The following is a 20,453-nucleotide window of genomic DNA, read 5'->3' as shown; positions in this document are numbered from 1 at the left end:
TGGTCATTCAGAAAAGTCATCCTATGTCCAGACTCCCCACGCCCCTTGACCGTTTGCCGTTCCCGGTGATTGGCTCACCACTGTTCATCATCAGCAACCCGCAGCTGGTGATCGCCCAATGTATCGCCGGTGTGGTGGGCAGCATGCCTGCGCTGAACGCCCGACCCGCCGAGCAGTTGGAGGACTGGCTGATCGAGATCACCGAGGCGCTGGCTGCCCACAACCGGGCGCACCCGCTGCAACCCGCTGCACCCTTTGCCATCAACCAGATCGTGCACAAAAGCAATGAGCGGCTTGAACACGACATGGCGCTGTGTGTCAAATACAAGGTGCCGATCATCATCACCAGTCTGGGTGCGCGCGAAGACATCAACGCTGCCGCCCACAGCTACGGCGGCGTGGTGTTGCACGATGTGATCAACAACAAACACGCCCACAAAGCCATCGAGAAAGGTGCCGACGGCCTGATTGCGGTGGCCGCAGGTGCCGGTGGGCACGCTGGCGTCAAAAGCCCGTTTGCCTTGGTGCAGGAAATCCGCCAGTGGTTTGACGGTCCGCTGGTGCTCAGCGGCTCAATCGCCAGCGGTGGTGCGGTGCTGGCGGCCCAAGCTTGTGGGGCGGACTTTGCCTACATTGGCTCGGCCTTCATCGCCACCCACGAGGCGCGTGCGTCAGAGGCCTACAAACAGGCGATTGTGGCCAGCAACTCCGACGACATCATCTACAGCAACCTGTTCACCGGTGTGCACGGCAACTACCTGGCGCCCAGCATCCGCGCCGCCGGTCTGGACCCTGAGAACCTGCCCGAGAGCGACCCGAGCGCGATGAATTTTGGCGGTGACAAGGCCAAAGCCTGGAAAGACATCTGGGGCTGTGGCCAAGGCATCGGCGCCGTCAGCCAGGTGCAGAGCACGGCTGATTTTGTGGCGCAGCTCAAACGCGAGTACGCGGCAGCGCGTGAGCGTTTGCTAGGTGTTGTATAAGAAATTGGCCTCTAGCCCTTTATTGAAAAGGGCAGGTAGCTATTCTTACCGTAGCAAGTGAATCGTCTGATGTGTTCAGGTGGGCCAGGTGGACCCGGCCTCTGGCACCAGCGCACGCCAGCCCAGCTCGTGTTTGATGCGCGCGCGCAGGGTGTCGGACGGACCCGCTTCACCATGCACGATGTAGACCTGATCGGGCGCCTGCGGCATCGTGCGCAGCCAGCTGATCAGCTGGTTGGCATCGGCGTGGGCCGAGGCCGATTGCAGTTGCACCACCTCCGCATTCACGACCACATCGCGGCCATGGATACGCACGGTTTTCGCACCGCTGGCAAAGCTGGCGCCCCGAGTGCCGGGCGCCTGATAACCGGTCAGGATGACCATGTTGCGGTGGTCACCCGCGTAGTGCGCCAAGTGGTGTAACACCCGCCCGCCGGTGGCCATGCCGCTGGCCGACAGGATCACCATCGGGCCGTGGCGGCTGGCCAGGGCGCGTGACTCGTCGGTGCTGTTGACCATGGTGGCGCCATGGGTCAGGGCGCGGCTGTCTTGCTGGCTCAGGCGGTGTTCACCCAGGTGTGCCTCAAACAAATGGGTGGTGTGCACCGCCATCGGGCTGTCCAGAAACACCGGCAACGAGCTTGGCAAATCACCCCGGAGTTTGAGCAGATGGATCGCATGCAGCAGTGCCTGGGCACGGCCCACCGCAAAGACTGGCACCACCGCCACACCGCCGCGTTTGGCCACACGTTGCAATGGCGCCGCCAGTTCGGCCAGGATGTCGTCCACCGGGTGGGTGCGGTCGCCGTAGGTGGACTCGATCAGCACCGTGTCGGCCTGCGGCGCATCGTCCGGCGGGCTCATGATCAGGTCGTCCGGGCGGCCCAGATCGCCGGAGAACAGGATGCGCCGCCCGGCGACTTCCAGCAGGATGCTGCTGGCGCCCAGAATATGACCCGCCGCAGAGAAGGTGGCCTTCCAGCCGGGAATCGGGCTGAAGGGGCGGCCAGTCTCATGGGTTTTGATGTGTGGCAGGGCGTCCAAAGCGTCTTGCCGGGTGTACAGGGGCAGGGCAGTCTCGTGTTTGGAGAGTTTGTGTCGGTTTGCAAATTCGGCGTCTTCTTCCTGAATGTGGCCGCTGTCGGGCAGCAGGATTTTGCACAGGTCGCGCGTGGCGGGGGTGGCATAGACGTGCCCAGTAAATCCCTCTTTCACCAGCAGTGGCAGGTAACCACTGTGGTCCAGATGCGCGTGGGTGAGTAACACCGCGTTGATCTGGTCGGGTGCCACTGGCAGCGGGTTCCAGTTGCGCAGACGCAGCTGTTTGTAGCCCTGGAACAGGCCGCAGTCCACCAACAGCGCTTTGCCGTCGTGGCGCACCAGGTATTTGGAGCCAGTGACGGTACCGGCGCCGCCGAGAAAGGTGATGGTGACAGACATGGCTGATGCTCCTGAGTGATGAGATGATGAAAAAAAGCCACGCAGTTTTTGAAGGACTGCGTGGCTTTTTTGTAGCAGGGATGGGCTCCCGGTAGAAGGCGGTTAGATCAGCTGAAGAAACTCTTCAGCCGGTCGGTCCAACTGTCACCGGTGGGTGAGTGTTTGCTGCCGCCCTTTTTCAGAGACTCATCAAGCTCACGCAGCAGCTTGCGCTGGTGTTCGGTGAGTTTGACCGGGGTTTCGATCAGGATGTGGCAATACAGGTCACCGGGGTAGCTGGAGCGCACACCCTTGATGCCCTTGCCACGCAGACGGAACTGTTTGCCGGTTTGTGTGCCTTCGGGGATGTCGATGGCGGCTTTGCCCGCCAAGGTGGGCACATCAATTTCACCACCGAGCGTGGCAGTGACGATGCTGATAGGCACCGAGCAATGCAAGTCATCTCCATCGCGCTCAAAAATGTCGTGTTTCTTGAGGCGGATCTCGATGTACAGGTCACCCGGCGGGCCACCATTGGTGCCAGGTTCACCATTGCCCGCGCTGCGGATGCGCATGCCACCGTCGATACCGGCCGGGATTTTGACTTCGAGTGTTTTTTGTTTCTTGATCTTGCCCTGTCCATGGCAGGCTGGGCAGGGTTCGGGAATGACCTTGCCGGTGCCGCGACAGGTCGGGCAGGTTTGCTGCACGCTGAAGAAACCTTGGCGCATCTGCACCGAACCGGTACCGCCACAGGTGCCGCAGGACTTGACCTGGGTGCCGGGTTTGGCGCCGCTGCCGTGGCAGCTGTCGCAGTTGTCCCAGCTCGGGATGCGAATCTGTGCGTCCTTGCCCTTAGCGGCTTCTTCCAGCGTCACTTCCATGGCGTAGCTCAGGTCGCTGCCACGGTAGACCTGGCGGCCACCACCGGCACGACCGCGTTGCTGGCCAAACATGTCACCAAAAATGTCACCAAAGGCTTCGGCAAAACCACCATAGGCTTCTGCACCGCCTGCGCCACCGCGCATGTTCGGGTCCACACCGGCAAAGCCGTGCTGGTCGTAGGCTGCCCGTTTTTGCGGGTCCGACAGCATCTCGTAGGCTTCTTTGGATTCCTTGAATTTTTCTTCGGCCACTTTGGCGGAGTCACCCTGGTTGCGGTCAGGGTGGTGCTTCATCGCGTGTTTGCGATAAGCCTTCTTAATCTCGTCGTCTGTGGCGTTTTTGGGAACACCCAGAACCTCGTAGTAATCTCTTTTTGACATGGTCTACTCGTGCCTGGTTTCAATACAAACGCCGCGTTGCTCCCTTGCGGTGATCAACGCGGCGCGTGCTGCCTGTGTCAACAACAGTGTTGAAGTGCCAAGCGTTTAGGGCTTCTTGACTTCTTTCACTTCGGCGTCAACCACATTGTCATCTTGTGCTGCGCTGCCACCTTGGGGTGCGGCCTGCTCGGCTGCGCCATCGGGTTGCGCCGCAGCGGCCTCCTTGGCTTGCATGTCAGCATACATTTTTTCGCCGAGTTTCTGGCTCACCGTCATCAGGGCCGTGCTCTTTTCTTCGATGGTCGCCTTGTTGTCACCCTTGAGGGCTTCTTCCAGGTCTTTCACCGCAGCTTCGATTTTTTCCTTCTCAGCGGCGTCGATCTTGTCGCCGTACTCGGTCAGGCTCTTCTTCACGCTGTGCAGGCTGGCTTCAGCGGTGTTTTTGGCTTGCACCAGTTCGAGTTTTTTCTTGTCGTCGGCGGCGTTGAGCTCGGCGTCTTTCACCATTTGCTGGATCTCGGCTTCAGACAGACCCGAGTTGGCCTTGATGGTGATCTTGTTTTCCTTGCCGGTGCCCTTGTCTTTGGCGCCCACGTGCAGAATACCGTTGGCGTCGATGTCAAACGACACTTCAATTTGCGGCAGGCCACGTGGTGACGGCGGGATGCCTTCCAGGTTGAACTCACCCAGCAGCTTGTTGCCAGCGGCAATTTCACGTTCACCCTGGAACACCTTGATGGTCACTGCAGGCTGGTTGTCATCAGCGGTCGAGAAAGTTTGCGCAAACTTGGTCGGGATGGTGGTGTTTTTGGCGATCATCTTGGTCATGACACCACCCAGGGTTTCAATACCCAGGGACAGCGGTGTCACGTCCAGCAACAACACGTCGGTGCGGTCGCCCGACAACACCTGGCCCTGAATGGCCGCACCCACGGCGACAGCTTCGTCAGGGTTCACGTCTTTGCGTGGTTCGCGGCCAAACAGCTCTTTGACCTTTTCCTGTACCTTGGGCATGCGGGTCATGCCGCCGACCAGGATCACGTCATGGATGTCGCTGGCGCTCACGCCAGCGTCCTTCAGGGCGGTGCGGCAGGGTGCGATGGTACGTTCGATCAGCTCGTCCACCAGCGACTCGAGCTTGGCGCGGGTCAGTTTGATGTTCAGATGTTTCGGGCCCGAGGCGTCAGCGGTCACATACGGCAGGTTGATGTCGGTCTGGGCGCTGCTGGAGAGTTCAATCTTGGCCTTTTCAGCGGCTTCTTTCAGGCGCTGCAGGGCCAGCACGTCCTTGCCCAGGTCCACACCTTGTTCCTTCTTGAACTCGGCAATGATGAAGTCGATGACACGTTGGTCAAAATCTTCACCGCCCAGGAAGGTGTCGCCGTTGGTGGAGAGAACTTCAAACTGCTTTTCACCATCTACGTCAGCGATTTCGATGATGGAGATGTCAAAGGTGCCACCACCCAGGTCATACACCGCAATCTTGCGGTCACCCTTTTCGTTTTTGTCCAGGCCAAACGCCAGAGCAGCTGCGGTGGGTTCGTTGATGATGCGCTTAACTTCCAGACCGGCAATGCGGCCAGCATCTTTGGTGGCTTGACGTTGTGCGTCGTTGAAGTAGGCAGGCACGGTGATCACCGCTTCGGTCACGGCTTCACCCAGGTAGTCTTCGGCCGTTTTCTTCATCTTGCGCAACACATCAGCACTGATCTGCTGCGGTGCCATGCGGGTGCCACGCACTTCCACCCAGGCGTCGCCGTTGTCGGCTGCGGCAATGGTGTAGGGCATCAGGTCGATGTCCTTTTGCACTTCTTTTTCTGTGAATTTGCGACCAATCAGGCGCTTGACCGCGTACAACGTGTTGCGCGGGTTGGTCACAGCCTGGCGCTTGGCCGAGGCACCGACCAGCACTTCGCCGTCTTCCTGGTACGCAATGATCGACGGGGTGGTGCGCGCGCCTTCGGCGTTCTCAATCACCTTGGGGGTGTTGCCTTCCATGATGGCCACGCAGCTGTTGGTAGTGCCCAGATCGATACCGATGATTCTTCCCATGGTGAACTCCTAAATAGTCAGATGTTTGTAACTTGCGGACAGCTTGTTTGATTTCAAGCTGGATGAATGTTTTATTTGGGTGCCGAGACAGTGACCAGTGCTGGCCGCAGAACGCGTTCGGAAATCAGGTAACCCTTTTGCAGCACGGTCACCACCGAGTTGGCTTCGTGCTCGGACGGCACCACACTGATGGCTTGGTGTTGGTGGGGGTCGAACTTGCTGCCCGGCGCGGGGTCGACTGCCACGACCTTGTTGCGCTCCAGGGCTGCCAGCAATTGCCGCAAGGTGGCTTGGGCACCTTCACGAATTTGCTCGATCTTGGCGTCTTTGATGGACAGACCAGCTTCCAGGCTGTCGATCACCGGCAGCAGGCTGTCGGCAAAACCTTCCAGAGCAAATTTGCGTGACTTGGCGACTTCGTCCTCGGCGCGGCGGCGGGCGTTTTCCACATCGGCCTTGGCACGCAGGTACTGGTCAGCCAGTTCGGCGCTTTTGGCTTGTAAATCAGCCAAGTCGGCCTGGCACTTGGTCAGAAGCTCTGACTCGTAGTTGGCCAAAGTTTCCTGGGTGTTTTGCCCATCAACCGCAGGGGCTGGGGCGGCGGAATGGTCCGCAGAAGTAGGTTGAGGTGTTGAGTCAGACATGCGGTGAGGCGGGTTTTGAATGAACGATGCTGTGAGATGGTGATGTGTCTTGCTTTTTCAAGAGTCATATCCACAAAAATTTTGTTGTCAGCGCTGACTGGCAACAGAACAGCATGTCACAAATAAAACGGGCACCTGTTGCAGGTGCCCGGAGTCAGCCAAACGGAGATGCTCAGGACAGCTTGAGCAATTCAACTTCAAATTTCAGGGTGGCGTTCGGCGGGATCACGCCACCGGCGCCGCGCGCACCATAACCCAGGCCTGGGGGAATGATCAATGTGCGGGTGCCGCCGACTTGCATGCCCGCCACACCTTCGTCCCAGCCACGGATGACAGAGCCAGCACCCAGGTTGAACACAAAAGGTGTGCCCCGATCTTTGCTGGAGTCGAATTTGGCGCCTTGGACACCGTCCTGGAACAACCAGCCGGTGTAATGGACCGTGACGCGTTGGCCATCGGTGGCGACATCACCAACACCGGTGATGCTGTCTTCGTATTGGAGTCCTGAGGGAGTTGTGATCATGGCAGCAGAGAGATAGACAGGTTGGATACGGCTGAAAACGGCTGTCTTCAGGCTTTCTTTTTGGCTTGGGTCGAGACCCATTTGGTGGCAAAGGCGGAGAGATCACCCATGCGCTTAAGCAGGTCAGCACCCAATGGGGTCACCAGATAGCCGCTGCTGCCGTGGTCGAGCAGACCGGCTTCACGCATTTCCTTGATCCGCGTGTTCAGGGTGTTGGGGGTGATGCCGCCGACGCTGTCTTGTAGCAGCCGGAAGGTCTGGGGGTGGCCGTCTTTGAGTGCCCAAAGCACACGAATGGCATAACGTGATTCAAGAAGGCTTAACAGCTGGCCAATGGCAGCGGTTTCTTTTGTACTCATGGGGCATCTCCTTAGGACATGAAATTTCTGCCAAGGGCGTCACGGCAGTGGGCTGTGCTAACCCAGGCGTGCCCTTTTGTGTCGGCGCGAAAAGTGGACTATATCGCAAATTGCCGAATTGCTACATGTTTTGTAGCTTGGGAACATCAGTTGTCAGCACAAAATTCATGTACAGTTGAAAAAGTGCCACTTTTTTACCAGGGCGGTCTGGCTGCTTTGGCACGCTGGTCTTGACGGGTCAAACACCTTTTAAAGTCACTTTATGATCATCAACTTTGAGCAGATTCACAACTATTTTGAGCCGGTTGTGTTTGAGGCGGTGGCCAAAATGTCTGGCTCTCACCCTGGCTTCAGCGCCGATATGCTGGCCGATGTGGCCTGTGTCGCGCTCAACCGACTGCCTGCGCGTTATTTGCGCCACGACGTCGACATGATGTTCTACCTGACCGAGCCGGAGCGCCACGCCATGGAAGACTCCTTGCAAGAAGCACTGAGTTTTGCCTTTGGTTTTGTGAAAGACCGCTCGGGCGGGCAAAACAGCGCTGTTTAAGTTGGTCGGTGAGGGGTGCCGCCGTTGACAGCCCAGGCGATTGGGGATAATCCGGCATCTTGAAAAAACGCAGCACACAACTCCCCGAAGTCAATTTCTCTGACGACGGCAACATTCGGCATTTGCATCTGGGCAGCGAGTGGATCCAAGGCTCCATGTTTCTGGAGGATTCCATTGGGCTTGTGCACGAGTATGTGCAGCGCATGATGGCTTGGCTGTTGTTCGTCGACCCGGAGACGGTGACAGACCGCCAAGCCATGCAATTGGGCCTGGGTGCAGGCTCCCTGACCAAGTTCTGCGCCAAGGAACTGCGCATCAAAACCACGGCCATAGAACTGAACCCACAAGTTCTCGCCATGTGTCGCAACCATTTCAAATTGCCCGCCGACAACCCGACGATGCGGGTGGTGCTGGCCGATGCCGCTCAGGAAATACTCAACCCCAAGTGGTGGGGCACGGTGGACGCTTTGCAGGTGGACCTGTACGACCGCGAGGCCGCCGCGCCAGTGCTGGATAGCCTGCCGTTTTACAACCACTGTCGGCGTTTGTTGACGCCGGAGGGCTGCATGACGGTCAACCTGTTTGGCCGGGCTTCGAGTTTTGAGCGCAGTGTCGAAAAAATGTCGGCGGCCTTTGGCAAGGATGCTATTTGGGCCTTCAAACCCACCCGTGAGGGCAATACCGTGGTGCTGGCACAACACACACCCACGCGGCCCAAACGCGAGGTTTTGATGGCGCGTGCCGCTGTGATTGAGGCACGCTGGGGTTTGCCGGCCGCCAAATGGGTGCGGGTGTTCAAGCCGATGTTGTCATGACCCCCACGCCGTCTGCCAAACACCGCGCTGAGGCCCACACCGGCCCGCTGGACTGGCGCAGCCTGGTGTCTTGGCTCAAGGCGGATGGCACCATCTCGACGCAGGAAGCCCAGCGCATCCACACCCGCTGCGCCCAGGCCGAAAGTGCGCAGCACCCCTTGTTGCGTCTGGCCAGCGTGGCAGTGCATCGCGCTGCAGACGACAAACCGATGGATCTGGAGTCGCTGACCCAGTGGCTGGCCGGTCATGTGAAGCTCGCTTATTTGCGGATTGATCCGCTCAAGGTGGATGTGGGCAAAGTGGCCGACACCATGAGCCCGGCCTACGCCGAGCGCCACAAAATTTTGCCAGTGCAGGTCAGTGCCCACGAGATCGTCGTGGCCACCGCCGAGCCCTACATGATCGACTGGGTCGGGGAAGTGGAACGCCAGTCACGGCGCAGCGTGCGCCGTGTGGTGGCGAATCCGCAGGACATCCACCGCTACACGGTGGAGTTTTTTGCGCTGGCCAAGTCGGTACGCGCCGCAGCCAAGTCGGGCGCCAATGTGGGCTCCAGTTTTGAGCAACTGGTTGAGCTTGGTAAAAGCAACAAACAACTCGACGCCAACGACCAGAGTGTGGTGCAGGTGGTGGACTGGTTGTGGCAATACGCGTTTGACCAGCGTGCCAGTGACATCCACTTGGAGCCGCGCCGTGAGCAAGGTGTGATCCGTTTCCGCATCGACGGTGTGTTGCACCCGGTCTACCAGATGCCGATGGGTGTGTTAACCGCGATGACGGCGCGTATCAAGCTGCTCAGCCGGATGGATGTGGTGGAAAAACGCCGCCCGCAGGATGGCCGGATCAAAACCCGCAACCCCGGCGGGGCTGAGGTCGAAATGCGGATCTCGACCCTGCCCACCGCTTTTGGTGAAAAGATGGTGATGCGGATTTTTGACCCGGAGACCACGGTCAAGGAGCTCGATGCGCTGGGTTTTTCAAAACACGACGCCGAACGCTGGGAGGCGCTGGTCAAACGTCCCAACGGCATCATCCTGGTCACTGGTCCCACGGGTTCGGGCAAGACGACCACCCTGTATTCAACCCTCAAGCGCGTCGCCACCGAAGAGGTGAATGTGAGTACCGTGGAAGACCCGATCGAGATGATCGAGGCCTCGTTCAACCAGACCCAGGTGCAGACCCAGCTCGACTTTGGTTTCCCCGAAGGCCTGCGCGCCCTGATGCGCCAGGACCCCGACATCATCATGGTCGGTGAAATCCGCGACCAGGCCACCGCTGAGATGGCGGTGCAGGCGGCGCTGACCGGGCATCTGGTGTTCTCCACCCTGCACACCAACGACGCACCCTCGGCCATCACGCGTTTGATGGAGCTGGGTGTGCCTGCGTACCTGATCAACGCCACGCTGCTGGGCGTGCTGGCGCAGCGCCTGGTGCGCACCTTGTGCCCGCTGTGCAAGGCGCCTGATGCAGCGACCTCGCGTGAGACGCTGGAGCAAGCGGTCAAACCCTGGCAGCTCAGTGGCAGTTACAAACCGTTCAAACCGGTGGGTTGTGTTGATTGCCGCATGACGGGTTTCAGGGGGCGCATGGGGCTGTACGAGTTGCTGGTGGTGTCTGAGGCCTTCAAGTCCCAGATCAACCGTGAGCCCAACTCGGATGCACTCAAGCGCCAGGCCATCAGTGATGGCATGCGCCCACTGCGTCTGGCGGGGGCTTTGCGGGTGGCAGAAGGACTGACGGTGCTGGAGGAGGTGCTGTCCAGCACCCCGTCACCAGAGTATTGAAGAGATCACAGGAGTCGTTGGGATGTCGGTTGTGTTGGACAAAGATGTGTATGCGGGTGGTTTGCTGGCGCTGGTGGGCTCGGCCTTTGCCTGGGGCGCGACTTCGTACACCGTGGGCACCAGCGCCCGCATGGGGCCGGGTTATTTCCCGATGGTGTTGGGGGTGCTGCTGGCGGTGCTGGGTGTGTTGATCTTGCTGCGCGGTTTGCGCAAATCGCCGGGCCAGCGGCTGGCGGTGGGGCCCTGGGCCTGGAAGCCGCTGTTTTTCATCGTCGCAGCCAACCTCTTGTTCGGGGTGCTGCTGGGTGGGCTGCCCAGCCTGAACTGGCCTGCCATGGGTTTCATCGTGGCGATTTTTGGCCTGACCCTGGTGGCGGGTCTGGCCGGTGAACGATTCAATTTAAGAGAAAGCCTGTTGCTGGCCACTGCGTTGGCGGTGGGCTGTTACCTGGCCTTTGTGCTGTTGTTGCAGTTGCAGCTCCCGGTCTGGCCGGTTTTGCACATGGGTCAGGGGGCGTAATGGACTTGATCACCAACTTGTCCATGGGTTTTGGTGTGGCGGTCACACCGATCAACCTGCTCTACGCTTTTGTTGGTTGCCTGCTCGGTACCCTGATTGGGGTGCTGCCCGGTATTGGCCCGGTGGCCACGATTGCGATGCTGCTGCCAGCTACCTATGCGTTGCCGCCAGTGTCGGCGTTGATCATGCTGGCGGGCATTTATTACGGTGCGCAGTATGGTGGCTCGACCACCGCGATCCTGGTGAATCTGCCGGGGGAGGCGTCCTCGGTGGTCACCGTCATTGATGGTTACCAGATGGCGCGCAAAGGTCGGGCCGGGCCCGCGCTGGCTGCGGCCGGGCTCGGGTCCTTTTTTGCCGGCAGTGTCGGTACGTTGATTCTGGCGGCCTTTGCCGGTCCGCTGACCGAGGTGGCGTTCAAATTTGGCCCGGCTGAGTATTTTTCACTGATGGTGTTGGGGCTGATTGGTGCGGTGGTGCTGGCCTCGGGCTCGCTGCTCAAGGCGGTGGCGATGATTGTGCTGGGCCTGCTGCTGGGCCTGGTGGGCACCGATGTGAACTCGGGTGTGGCGCGGTTTGCGTTTGACATCCCCGAGTTGACCGATGGTATTGGTTTCATCGTGATCGCCATGGGGGTGTTTGGGTACGGCGAAATCATTGCTAACCTGTCGGTCAAGGAGGCCCACCGCGAGGTGTTTACCTCGAAGGTGCATGGCCTGATGCCCACGCGCGAAGACTTCAAACGCATGTTGCCAGCGGTGTTACGTGGCACCAGCATCGGTTCGATCTTGGGGATTTTGCCGGGAGGCGGTGCTTTGCTAGCGGCGTTTGCGGCCTACAGTGTCGAGAAAAAAACCAAGTTGCACCCCGGCGAGGTGCCGTTTGGTGAGGGCAATATCCGGGGTGTTGCTGCGCCAGAGTCGGCCAACAACGCGGGTGCCCAGACCTCGTTCATCCCGCTGCTGACCCTGGGCATCCCGCCCAATGCGGTGATGGCGTTGATGGTGGGCGCCATGACCATCCACAACATCCAGCCCGGCCCGCAGGTGATGAGCAGCAACCCCGAGTTGTTCTGGGGACTGATTGCCTCGATGTGGATTGGCAACGCGATGCTGGTGGTGCTGAACCTGCCGCTGATTGGCATCTGGATCAAGCTGCTCTCCGTACCCTACCGCTGGCTGTTCCCCGCGATCGTTTTGTTTTGCGCGATTGGGGTGTACAGCACCAACAACAACACCTGGGACATCTGGATGGTGGGTCTGTTTGGGGTGATTGGTTATGTGTTCATCAAACTCGGGCTGGAGCCTGCGCCGCTGCTGCTGGGTTTTATCCTAGGCCCGATGATGGAAGAAAACCTGCGCCGCGCCTTGCTGCTATCGCGTGGTGACTGGAGTGTGCTGGTGACACGGCCGCTGTCGGCAGGCTTGCTAGCTGCCGCAGCAGCGATGTTGTTGGTGGTCTTGCTGCCGGCCATCAAACGCCAGCGCGAAGTTGCTTTTGTGGAAGACTGAGGGTCTCCCATGCTGTCCCCGGGAATTTATAAGAAATCGACCTCTGGCCCTTATGTCTAAAGGGCAGGAAGCTCCAGAAAACATAGCGTTTGGTTTGCTGCTGGCCACCCTGGGTGCCATTGCGTTCAGCGGCAAAGCGATCATTGTCAAGCTAGCCTACCGCTACGGTGTCGATGCGGTCACGCTGATCATGTACCGCATGTTGTTTGCGCTGCCGATCTTTGCGCTGATGGCCTGGTGGGCCAGCCGGGGCAAACCACCCTTAACGCGGCGCGACTGGTGGGGTGTGTTGGGCCTGGGTTTTTCGGGGTATTACCTGGCCAGTTATCTGGACTTTGCCGGGCTGGCCTACGTCAGCGCCTCGCTGGAACGGCTGATTTTGTACCTGAACCCGACCCTGGTGCTGATCCTCGGGCGGCTGCTGTACCAGCGCCACATCACCCGTTTTCAGGCGCTGGGCATGGGCATCAGTTACCTGGGCGTTCTCCTGGTGTTTGGCCATGAAATCGGGCTGGAAGGCCGCAACGCGGCGCTGGGTGCAGCGCTGGTGTTTGGCAGCGCCATCAGTTATGCGATTTACCTGAGTTTCAGTGGTGAGCTGGTCAAACGCCTGGGTTCCCTGCGCCTGGTCGGCCTGGCCACGCTGGTGGCCTGTGTCTTGTGTATTGCCCAGTTTGTGCTGCTGCGCCCCTGGAGTGCGGCCTTGGTCGCACCCGAGGTGATCTGGCTGTCGGTGCTCAACGCCACCCTGTGCACTGCGGCACCGGTGCTGATGGTGATGATGGCCATCGAGCGCATCGGCGCCTCGCTGGCGGCGCAGACTGGCATGGTTGGCCCGATGTCGACCATCGCCATGGGGGCGCTGCTGCTGGGCGAGCCCTTCACCGGCTGGGTGGCGGCAGGTACGCTGCTGGTGATTGCGGGCATTTTTGTCTTCATGCGGGGTCGCTGACAAAGCTGTTGGCAGGGAAAATGCATGCCTGTTTGGGCGAGGGTATCAGTCACTTTTTTTATTCTTCAGGAGTCACAGATGGTTCAGAGTTCTTTGGGGGATCGGTTTCGCAAATTGGCACACGCCGTGCTGGTGGGTTCACTGTTGACAGCAGGTCTGGCCCAGGCACAGACCGGCCCGGTCAAGCTGATGGTGGGTTTCCCGCCCGGTGGCGGCACCGACGCGATTGCCCGCATCCTGGCCGACAAGCTCAAGGACCAGCTGGGTGTCTCAGTGGTGGTGGACAACAAGGCCGGGGCCGGTGGTCAGATCGCCGCCCAGGCGCTCAAAGCCGCAGCACCGGATGGCAACACGCTGTTTTTGTCGCATGACCACAGCATTTCGATCCTGCCCCTGGTGGTCAAGAACCCCGGTTTTGATCCGCACAAGGACTTTGTCGCGGTGGCGGGTTTCGCCACTTTTGTCAACACCTTGGCGGTCTCTGGCGGCACACCGGCCAAAACCATGGCCGAGTATGTGAGTTTTGTGCAAAAACAAAAAAGTGGCCAAGACTCGGTGGGTGTGCCCGCGCCAGCGTCGGTGCCCGAGTTTCTGGTCAAGCTGATTGGCCAGAAATACAAGCTCGATCTGCAGGCCGCACCCTACCGGGGTAGCGCGCCGATGATGGGGGACATGCTGGGCAACCAAATCAATGCGGGAGTCGGTTCAGTGCCTGACTTTATTGAGAACCACAAGGCGGGCAAGATCCGCGTGGTGGCGGTGCTGGGCTCCGCGCGCCAGGCCTCCTTGCCCGATGTGCCGACTTTTGCCGAACTGGGTTTGGCCGGGTTTGAGGATGTGCCGTATTACGGCATTTTTGCGCCCAAGGGCACGCCCCAGCCGGTGCTTGACAAACTGTCAGCCGCCGTGGCCAAGGTGGTGGCGTTGCCCGATGTGCACGAACGTTTGAGCGCGATGGGCCTCTCTGTGGGCTACATGACCCAGGCCCAGCTGACGAACCGCGAACTGGCCTACTCAAAAACTTGGGCCCGCATCATTCACGACAGCGGGTTCAAGGCGCAGTAATCAGGCAGGCTTGCCCGCAACGGGCAAGTTTCTCCGGGTGGCATCCAGCGCGGTGTGTTGGCGCTGGTCTCAGCGTCTGGATGACACCACAATGCCGCCCGCAATCAGCACAAAAGCCAGTGCGTGGTAGAGGTGTGGCACCTCACCCAGGAACAGGCCGGACAAGACGGCGGTGAAGAGCGGAATCAGGTTGATGAAAAACCCCGCCACCGAGGGCCCGCTGCGCGCCACACCGGCGCCCCAGGCGCGGTAGGCCAGCAGCGCCGGACCTACCGCGATGAACAGCAGCATGCCAGCCAAGGTCCAGCTCAGGTGCAGGCGGCCCCAGCCCAGACCCCATTCGGCCCCGGCAAATAACGCTGACCAGACCAGCCCAAAGGCCACCTGGCCCATCAGAAACGCCGACCAGTTGGTTCGGATGCTGGCAGGCTCGGTGGTTGGGTGCCCCAGCATCCAGCTGTAATAGGCCCAGGCGGCGGAGGCCAGCAGGATGTAGAAGTCACCCGGCACCAGGCGCACATTCAGCAGCACGTCAAGTTCGCCACGGCTCATCACCAGCATCACACCAAAAATCGACATGGCCGCACCGAGCCACTGTCGGCGTGAAATGGCCGCACCAAAAAACACCCGGCCAATCAGCAACATCCACACCGGGGTGATCGAGCCCACCAGCGTCACATTGATCGCGCTGGAGGTGTTGAGCGCCAGATAGAGCAGGGCGTTGTAACCCCCAATGCTCAGCAGCGAGAGCCCGGTGAAGCGCCGCCAGCTCGGCCACAGAGGGCTGCCGGGGCGCAGCACCGATCCGGCCAGTGGCAGCAAGAGCACAAAGGCCAGGCACCAGCGCACCAGATTGAGCGTCATCGGCGAGGCCATGTCGGCAATCATGCGGCCTAGCACCGCGTTACACGCCCACAACACCGGTGGCACAGTCAGCAGCAGCGCTGCGGTGGGGGTCACGCGGGGATGGTTCATAGGCACCAGCCAGTGGGCAAACGCGGGGTGAAAAGGGGGAGGTGCATGCGGGCGGCGGGGAGTGTTTGACCATTCTCGCAGCAAAACACCCAGCCCTGATTCATGGCAAGATGGACCCGCATTGAACAACCCAGAGAGCACTTTGTATGAGCATTCACACCTCACGCGCCATCCAGATCGACCAGCATGGCGGCCCCGAACAACTCAAACTGGTCCAGATCACCGTGGGTGAGCCCGGCCCCGGCGAGGTTCGCATTCGCCACCACGTGGTGGGCCTGAACTTCATCGACGTTTACCACCGCACCGGCTTGTACCCGATGCCGATGCCGGCCCGCCTGGGCATGGAGGCAGCGGGCGTGGTTGAAGCCGTGGGTGAGGGCGTGACCCACCTGCAGGTGGGTGACCGCGCTGCCTACGCCAGCCCGCCACCTGGCAGTTATTGTGAGCTGCGTGTGATGCCGGCCAAATGTGTCTGCAAGCTGCCCGATGCGATCAGTTTTGAGACCGGTGCCGCGATGATGCTCAAGGGCCTGACCGCGCAATACCTGCTCAAACGCACCCTGCCGGTGGGTGGATTACACGCGGGTGACTTTGTGCTGTTTCATGCCGCCGCCGGTGGTGTGGGGCTGATCGCCTGCCAGTGGGCTCGGGCCTTGGGCCTGCGCCTGATCGGCACCGCTGGTTCAGCACAAAAATGTGCTCTGGCCCTTGCCAATGGAGCGGAGTTTGCTATCAATTACGCAGAAGAGGATTTTCTGGCTCGGGTCAAGGAGATCACCGCAGGCCAGGGCGTCAAGGTGGTCTACGACTCGGTGGGCAAGGACACCTGGGACAAGTCGCTCGACTGCCTGGCGCCCTTGGGCCTGATGGCCAGCTTTGGCAATGCCTCGGGCCCGGTGCCACCGTTTGCGCCGGGCATCCTGGGCCCCAAAGGCTCCTTGTATGTGACGCGGCAAACGCTGTTCACCCACATGAACACGCGCGAAAGCACCCAGGCCATGGCGGATGAGTTGTTTGCGGTGGTGAGCAGTGGCCAGGTCCAGATCCACATCGCGCAGCGTTACCGGCTGGAAGATGTGCAGCAGGCACACCGCGACCTGGAGGCACGCAAAACAACCGGCTGCACGGTGTTGACCCTGTAGCCGGTTGGGGTGGCGGTCTGGTGCAGGGCTACAAGGTTTTTTGGCCTGTAGCCCTTGTTCTATATGGACCAGTTGCTATGGAGTCTGATGCATTTGGTGCCTCGTTCCGTGGCCCGGCGCTCAATTGAAGAAACCACGTGCCTTCATCATGTTGCAGCCGTTTTGGCGCGGCACATTGAGCGTCACACCTTTTTCTTTGGCGCGTTCTTGCATCAGCTGGTGTTGTGCATCTTGAAGTTGTGTGCATTCTTCAAAGGTTCTGGCCGCACGCATTTGGGCCATGTGATCGGTTCGTTCCTGCTGGGTCATCAGCGTCCAGCCAGGGGTGTTGGTTTGGCTAAAACGCATGCCGCCCCGGCCTTGCCCCATGCCGGGTCCGTTGCCCATTTGTGCCAGAACTGACGTCGACAAAGCGGCTGTCAATAACGTGGCGAGGCTGATGCTTTTGATCAGGGTGGATGTTTTCATGATGTAACTCCTTGGGGTGAACGGTGGTGGGGTGCTGGTCTGGCCTGCATCCCTGAGCTGTATTTGAGTCCCATCGTGTCAAGAGAAAGTGTGGCCGCAAGTGCCAAATTGCATCGCTGTGTTGCGTAGTTGGCCCGCGATACAGTGGGTTACAAAACTTCTTGCAACAGCGCTTGGTGCAGCCGTCAGGATTGGATGTAGGCTTGCCAACACCAGACTTTGACACCCATCATGGAAAAACGCGACTGCATTCTGATCGTTGATGACGAACCCGACATCCGCCGTCTGCTGGTGGACTACCTGGTGCGCAACGGTTTTGAGGCGCTGGCCGCGCGCGACGGGCGCGAGATGTGGCAGTTGCTGGCGCGCCATGCGGTCGACCTGCTGGTACTGGACCTGATGCTGCCCGACACCGATGGCTTGACGCTGTGCCGCGACCTGCGCGCCAGCTCCAGCCTGCCGGTGATCATGCTCACCGCGCGGGGTGAGGAAACCGACCGCATTGTGGGCATCGAGATGGGGGCCGACGACTACCTGGTCAAACCCTTCAACCCGCGTGAACTGTTGGCCCGTATCAAGTCCATCCTGCGCCGCACCCGCGCCTTGCCACCCAACCTCAAGCCCGAGCCGGTGCGCTGTCTGCTGTTTGGCGGCTGGTGTCTGGACACCGCCGAGCGCCTGCTGACCGCGCCGGACGGCGTGGCCACACCCTTGTCGGGCGCCGAGTTCCGGCTGCTGCGCATCTTGCTGGAGCACCCCAACCGGGTGCTGACCCGCGACCAACTGACCGAGCTGATCCACGGTCACGAGGCCGAGGCCTATGACCGTGCCATCGATGTGCAGGTCAGCCGTTTGCGCCAGCGCCTGCGTGATGACAGCCGCGAACCCCAGCTGATCAAGACGGTGCGTGGTGAAGGTTATGTTCTGGCCGCCTCAGTGCAGGCGTCTGACACATGCCCCTGATGCTGCAAGCCCCCGTGCGCCCGAACTGGCGCCGCCTGCGCTCGACCCTGGCGGCCCGGCTGGCGCTGATTGTGCTGGTGGGCCTGCTGGTGGCCCAGGGGGTGAGTTTTTGGCTGCAATGGCAAGAGCGGTCTGTGGCGGTCAACCAGGTCCGCGGGGTCAATTTGGCAGACCGCCTCGCCCCGGCGGTGCGGGTGCTGGAAGCCAGCCCACCGACCCAGCGCGCTTTGGCCCTGGCTGCCTTACAGGGTGGTGGCGTTCAGTTCGAGATGATCACTGCCGACCAGGTTTTTGCGGTTGTGCCACGCGGCGCTTTGCCGGGCATGCTCAGTGCGCGACTGGGCCGGTCAGTCAACATCCGCACCGACGGCCTGGGCCGTGGTCCGGGTGCCGGTCAAGCGCGTGCTGGTCTGGCCCACCGGCTGGACCTGCAGCTCATGGATGGCCAGTGGGTCCGTGTCAGTCTGGCGCCCGAGCTGGACGCCCAAGCACCGGCCTTGCCCACCAGTTTGCTCACCGAGCTGCTCATCACCCTGGGCCTGGTGATGGCGGTGGTGGTGCTGGCCGTGCAACAGGCCACCCGGCCACTGCGTCAGCTGGCCCAGGCGGCGGACACACTGGGCAGTGACCTGGATGCCCCACCCCTGCCCGAAGACGGTCCCACCGAGACCCGGCACGCGGCCCAGGCGTTCAACCGTATGCAGGCCAGAATCAAACGCCTGGTCAACGAACGGGCCCGGGCGCTGGCGGCGGTCTCACACGATTTACGCACGCCGCTCACGCGCCTGCGTTTGCGCACCGAACTGATCGACGACGAGCGCTTGCGCGAGCAGATGAGCAAGGACCTGGAGGCCATGGCCGCCATGATTGACGGCACACTGGCCTACCTGCGTGGCCTGCAGGCCAATGAGCAGGTGCGCAGCCTGGACATCAATGCTTTGCTGGAGAGCATGGCCGACGATGCCCGCGTGCTGGGGCGCAGCATCCAGATCCACGGGCAGGCGCAACAGGCCTTCCAAGGCCGACTGACCGCCTTGCGCAGGGCGCTGCAAAACCTGATCGACAACGCCTTCAAATACGGTTTGGGCGCCAGTATCCGTGTGGAAGACAGCTCAGCCCTGTTGAAAATCACCGTTGAGGACGATGGGCCCGGTCTGGTACCTGCGGAACTCACCAAGGTCACCGAGCCCTATTACCGCGTCGACAGCGCGCGCAGTGCCTCTGGCGATGGTGTGGGGCTAGGGCTTTCCATTGTGAAAGACGTGGCCCTGTTGCATGGCGGTCAGCTGATCCTGGCCAACCGGCCTCAAGGTGGCCTGGCTGCCACTCTGCTGCTGCCACGCGCTGTCACACCCACACTGTCATGAGCACTGCCAGTTTTGGCATGGCTGGTTGTGTCGCTGGTTGTGCAAGCCCGCTTGTGCGTCTGTCTGAACAGATGAATCAATGACTTAGCGGATTGGCTGGGGCTGGCACGGCGGTTGCGGTGGACAGGGGGTCGTCAACTTTTTTTGTCAGTCCATCCACTGACCCCTTCCCCATGATCATGAAAATCGCCGTCACCAGCCAGAACCGCACCAGCATCACCGAACACGCTGGCAAATGCCGCAAGTTCTGGGTCTACGAGGTGGCCAACCGCCAGGTCAGCGGCAAGCAGCTGCTGGAACTGCCTTTGGCGCAAAGTTTTCACGAAAGTGCCCACGCGCCTGAGCCGCAGGCACCCCATCCGCTGGAGGGTGTCTCACTCCTGATCACTGGCAGCGCGGGTGTTGGCCTCAAGGCACGTCTGCGCCAAAAAGGCATGACCGTGTGTGTCACCAGCGAAACCAACCCCGATCACGCGGTGGCGGCTTGGCTCCAAGGCACGCTGCCAGAGGTGGCCAGTGCACCCCAGGACTGCGACTGTGGCCACAACCATGACCACGCACACGGCCATTCGGCTTGAGTGAGCCGGTGGCAAACGCCCTGCAGATACCGGTTCACACTGCCACATTTATACCCTATGGGGTATTATTCCTCTCTGTTTTAACACCTCTGAAAGACAAGTCTCCATGAGCACGTTTGACCACATCGGCCTGATCCAGAACATCAATAACAACCTGGCGCCCCTGCGCAAAACCCAGCCTGAGGCCATGCAGGCTTTCGGGCAACTGGCCCGCGCTGCCATGACCGAAGGCGCTCTCAGCACCAAACACAAAGAGCTGATGGCGCTGGCCATTGGCATCACCCAGCATTGCTCGGGCTGTATCGGCTTTCATGTCAAGGCACTGATCAAGCTGCAATGCACCCGCCAGGAACTCGAAGAAATGCTCAGCGTGTGTGTTTACATGGGCGGCGGCCCGGCCCTGATGTATACCGCCGAAGCCCTGAGCGCCTGGGACAGCATGACCGCCCCGGCTTGAGTCGGCTGCAGGCCGCCAAGCTCACTGGCCGTTTGCATTCAGACGCTGTGCGTTGACCCCT

At 60.5% G+C, this 20,453-nt stretch carries 21 protein-coding genes; 13 read left to right on the top strand and 8 right to left on the bottom strand.

Translation table 11 applies throughout. The features are described from left to right. The first annotated feature begins 23 nt into the window (after positions 1 to 23). Positions 24 to 983: a nitronate monooxygenase family protein gene (locus FDG13_RS16600; RefSeq protein WP_180130678.1), complete on the top strand. Its 960-nt coding sequence runs from the start codon at positions 24 to 26 to the stop codon at positions 981 to 983. 75 nt (positions 984 to 1,058) lie between these two features. Here the strand turns inward: FDG13_RS16600 and FDG13_RS16595 are convergent, their stop codons facing one another. From FDG13_RS16595 to FDG13_RS16570, 6 genes are all read right to left on the bottom strand, one after another. Continuing rightward, positions 1,059 to 2,423 carry an MBL fold metallo-hydrolase gene (locus tag FDG13_RS16595; protein WP_180130675.1) on the bottom strand — a complete coding sequence of 455 codons (1,365 nt, stop codon included), beginning with the start codon at positions 2,421 to 2,423 and terminating at the stop codon, positions 1,059 to 1,061. Between the two features lie 107 nt (positions 2,424 to 2,530). Beyond that, positions 2,531 to 3,667: a molecular chaperone DnaJ gene (dnaJ, locus tag FDG13_RS16590; RefSeq protein ID WP_078365810.1), complete on the bottom strand. Its 1,137-nt coding sequence runs from the start codon at positions 3,665 to 3,667 to the stop codon at positions 2,531 to 2,533. Positions 3,668 to 3,772: 105 nt separating this feature from the next. Next, complete coding sequence (gene dnaK / locus FDG13_RS16585) at positions 3,773 to 5,719, bottom strand: molecular chaperone DnaK (RefSeq protein ID WP_180130670.1); 1,947 nt, start codon at positions 5,717 to 5,719, stop codon at positions 3,773 to 3,775. 71 nt (positions 5,720 to 5,790) lie between these two features. Then, positions 5,791 to 6,363: a nucleotide exchange factor GrpE gene (gene grpE, locus FDG13_RS16580; RefSeq protein ID WP_180130665.1), complete on the bottom strand. Its 573-nt coding sequence runs from the start codon at positions 6,361 to 6,363 to the stop codon at positions 5,791 to 5,793. Positions 6,364 to 6,535: 172 nt separating this feature from the next. Further along, the gene (locus tag FDG13_RS16575; RefSeq protein ID WP_180130662.1) at positions 6,536 to 6,886 is read right to left on the bottom strand and encodes an FKBP-type peptidyl-prolyl cis-trans isomerase; all 351 of its coding nucleotides are present in this window, start codon (positions 6,884 to 6,886) and stop codon (positions 6,536 to 6,538) included. A gap of 47 nt (positions 6,887 to 6,933) precedes the next feature. Then, positions 6,934 to 7,245: a helix-turn-helix domain-containing protein gene (locus FDG13_RS16570; RefSeq protein WP_078365806.1), complete on the bottom strand. Its 312-nt coding sequence runs from the start codon at positions 7,243 to 7,245 to the stop codon at positions 6,934 to 6,936. A gap of 262 nt (positions 7,246 to 7,507) precedes the next feature. Between FDG13_RS16570 and FDG13_RS16565 the strand changes: the two genes are divergently transcribed. From FDG13_RS16565 to FDG13_RS16535, 7 genes are all read left to right on the top strand, one after another. Beyond that, the gene (locus tag FDG13_RS16565) at positions 7,508 to 7,795 is read left to right on the top strand and encodes a late competence development ComFB family protein (protein ID WP_180130661.1); all 288 of its coding nucleotides are present in this window, start codon (positions 7,508 to 7,510) and stop codon (positions 7,793 to 7,795) included. Positions 7,796 to 7,854: 59 nt separating this feature from the next. Beyond that, complete coding sequence (locus FDG13_RS16560; protein ID WP_218942773.1) at positions 7,855 to 8,610, top strand: spermidine synthase; 756 nt, start codon at positions 7,855 to 7,857, stop codon at positions 8,608 to 8,610. Further along, a complete protein-coding gene (locus FDG13_RS16555) occupies positions 8,607 to 10,394 on the top strand; it encodes a GspE/PulE family protein (RefSeq protein ID WP_255435298.1) in 1,788 nt (595 codons plus the stop codon). The genes FDG13_RS16560 and FDG13_RS16555 overlap by 4 nt, the downstream gene beginning before the upstream one ends. A gap of 22 nt (positions 10,395 to 10,416) precedes the next feature. Further along, entirely contained in the window at positions 10,417 to 10,914 is a 498-nt protein-coding gene (locus tag FDG13_RS16550) for a tripartite tricarboxylate transporter TctB family protein (RefSeq protein ID WP_180130651.1), read from the top strand. Continuing rightward, complete coding sequence (locus tag FDG13_RS16545) at positions 10,914 to 12,425, top strand: tripartite tricarboxylate transporter permease (protein ID WP_180130647.1); 1,512 nt, start codon at positions 10,914 to 10,916, stop codon at positions 12,423 to 12,425. The genes FDG13_RS16550 and FDG13_RS16545 overlap by 1 nt, the downstream gene beginning before the upstream one ends. Positions 12,426 to 12,477: 52 nt before the next feature. After that, complete coding sequence (locus FDG13_RS16540; RefSeq protein ID WP_180130644.1) at positions 12,478 to 13,377, top strand: DMT family transporter; 900 nt, start codon at positions 12,478 to 12,480, stop codon at positions 13,375 to 13,377. A 78-nt stretch (positions 13,378 to 13,455) separates the two neighbouring features. Next, positions 13,456 to 14,442 (top strand): Bug family tripartite tricarboxylate transporter substrate binding protein, encoded by a 987-nt coding sequence (locus FDG13_RS16535; RefSeq protein ID WP_180130641.1) that lies wholly within the window; start codon positions 13,456 to 13,458, stop codon positions 14,440 to 14,442. A 69-nt stretch (positions 14,443 to 14,511) separates the two neighbouring features. Here the strand turns inward: FDG13_RS16535 and FDG13_RS16530 are convergent, their stop codons facing one another. Beyond that, a complete protein-coding gene (locus tag FDG13_RS16530; protein WP_180130638.1) occupies positions 14,512 to 15,417 on the bottom strand; it encodes a DMT family transporter in 906 nt (301 codons plus the stop codon). Between the two features lie 146 nt (positions 15,418 to 15,563). Here FDG13_RS16530 and FDG13_RS16525 point away from each other — a divergent pair, with 146 nt between their 5' ends. Next, positions 15,564 to 16,559 (top strand): quinone oxidoreductase, encoded by a 996-nt coding sequence (locus FDG13_RS16525; protein WP_180130635.1) that lies wholly within the window; start codon positions 15,564 to 15,566, stop codon positions 16,557 to 16,559. Between the two features lie 120 nt (positions 16,560 to 16,679). On the opposite strand, the gene FDG13_RS16520 is transcribed toward FDG13_RS16525, so the two are convergent. After that, entirely contained in the window at positions 16,680 to 17,027 is a 348-nt protein-coding gene (locus tag FDG13_RS16520) for a hypothetical protein (RefSeq protein ID WP_180130631.1), read from the bottom strand. Positions 17,028 to 17,258: 231 nt separating this feature from the next. Here FDG13_RS16520 and FDG13_RS16515 point away from each other — a divergent pair, with 231 nt between their 5' ends. The 4 genes from FDG13_RS16515 (at position 17,259) to FDG13_RS16500 (ending at position 20,392) form a co-directional block, all read left to right on the top strand. Continuing rightward, positions 17,259 to 17,990, top strand: a complete 732-nt coding sequence (locus FDG13_RS16515) for a response regulator (RefSeq protein ID WP_180130626.1) — start codon at positions 17,259 to 17,261, stop codon at positions 17,988 to 17,990. Beyond that, a complete protein-coding gene (locus FDG13_RS16510) occupies positions 17,990 to 19,357 on the top strand; it encodes an ATP-binding protein (RefSeq protein WP_180130622.1) in 1,368 nt (455 codons plus the stop codon). Before FDG13_RS16515 ends, FDG13_RS16510 begins: the two co-directional genes overlap by 1 nt. 173 nt (positions 19,358 to 19,530) lie before the next feature. After that, positions 19,531 to 19,935 (top strand): NifB/NifX family molybdenum-iron cluster-binding protein, encoded by a 405-nt coding sequence (locus FDG13_RS16505; RefSeq protein ID WP_180130617.1) that lies wholly within the window; start codon positions 19,531 to 19,533, stop codon positions 19,933 to 19,935. Positions 19,936 to 20,041: 106 nt separating this feature from the next. Continuing rightward, complete coding sequence (locus FDG13_RS16500; RefSeq protein WP_180130614.1) at positions 20,042 to 20,392, top strand: carboxymuconolactone decarboxylase family protein; 351 nt, start codon at positions 20,042 to 20,044, stop codon at positions 20,390 to 20,392. Positions 20,393 to 20,453: the final 61 nt, after the last annotated feature.

The sequence above is a fragment of the Rhodoferax sp. BLA1 genome (genome assembly GCF_013416775.1).
In the GTDB taxonomy this organism is placed as follows: Bacteria; Pseudomonadota; Gammaproteobacteria; order Burkholderiales; family Burkholderiaceae_C; genus Rhodoferax.
Note: the sequence above shows the minus strand (reverse complement) of the source record. Positions and strands in the feature narration are given on the sequence as shown.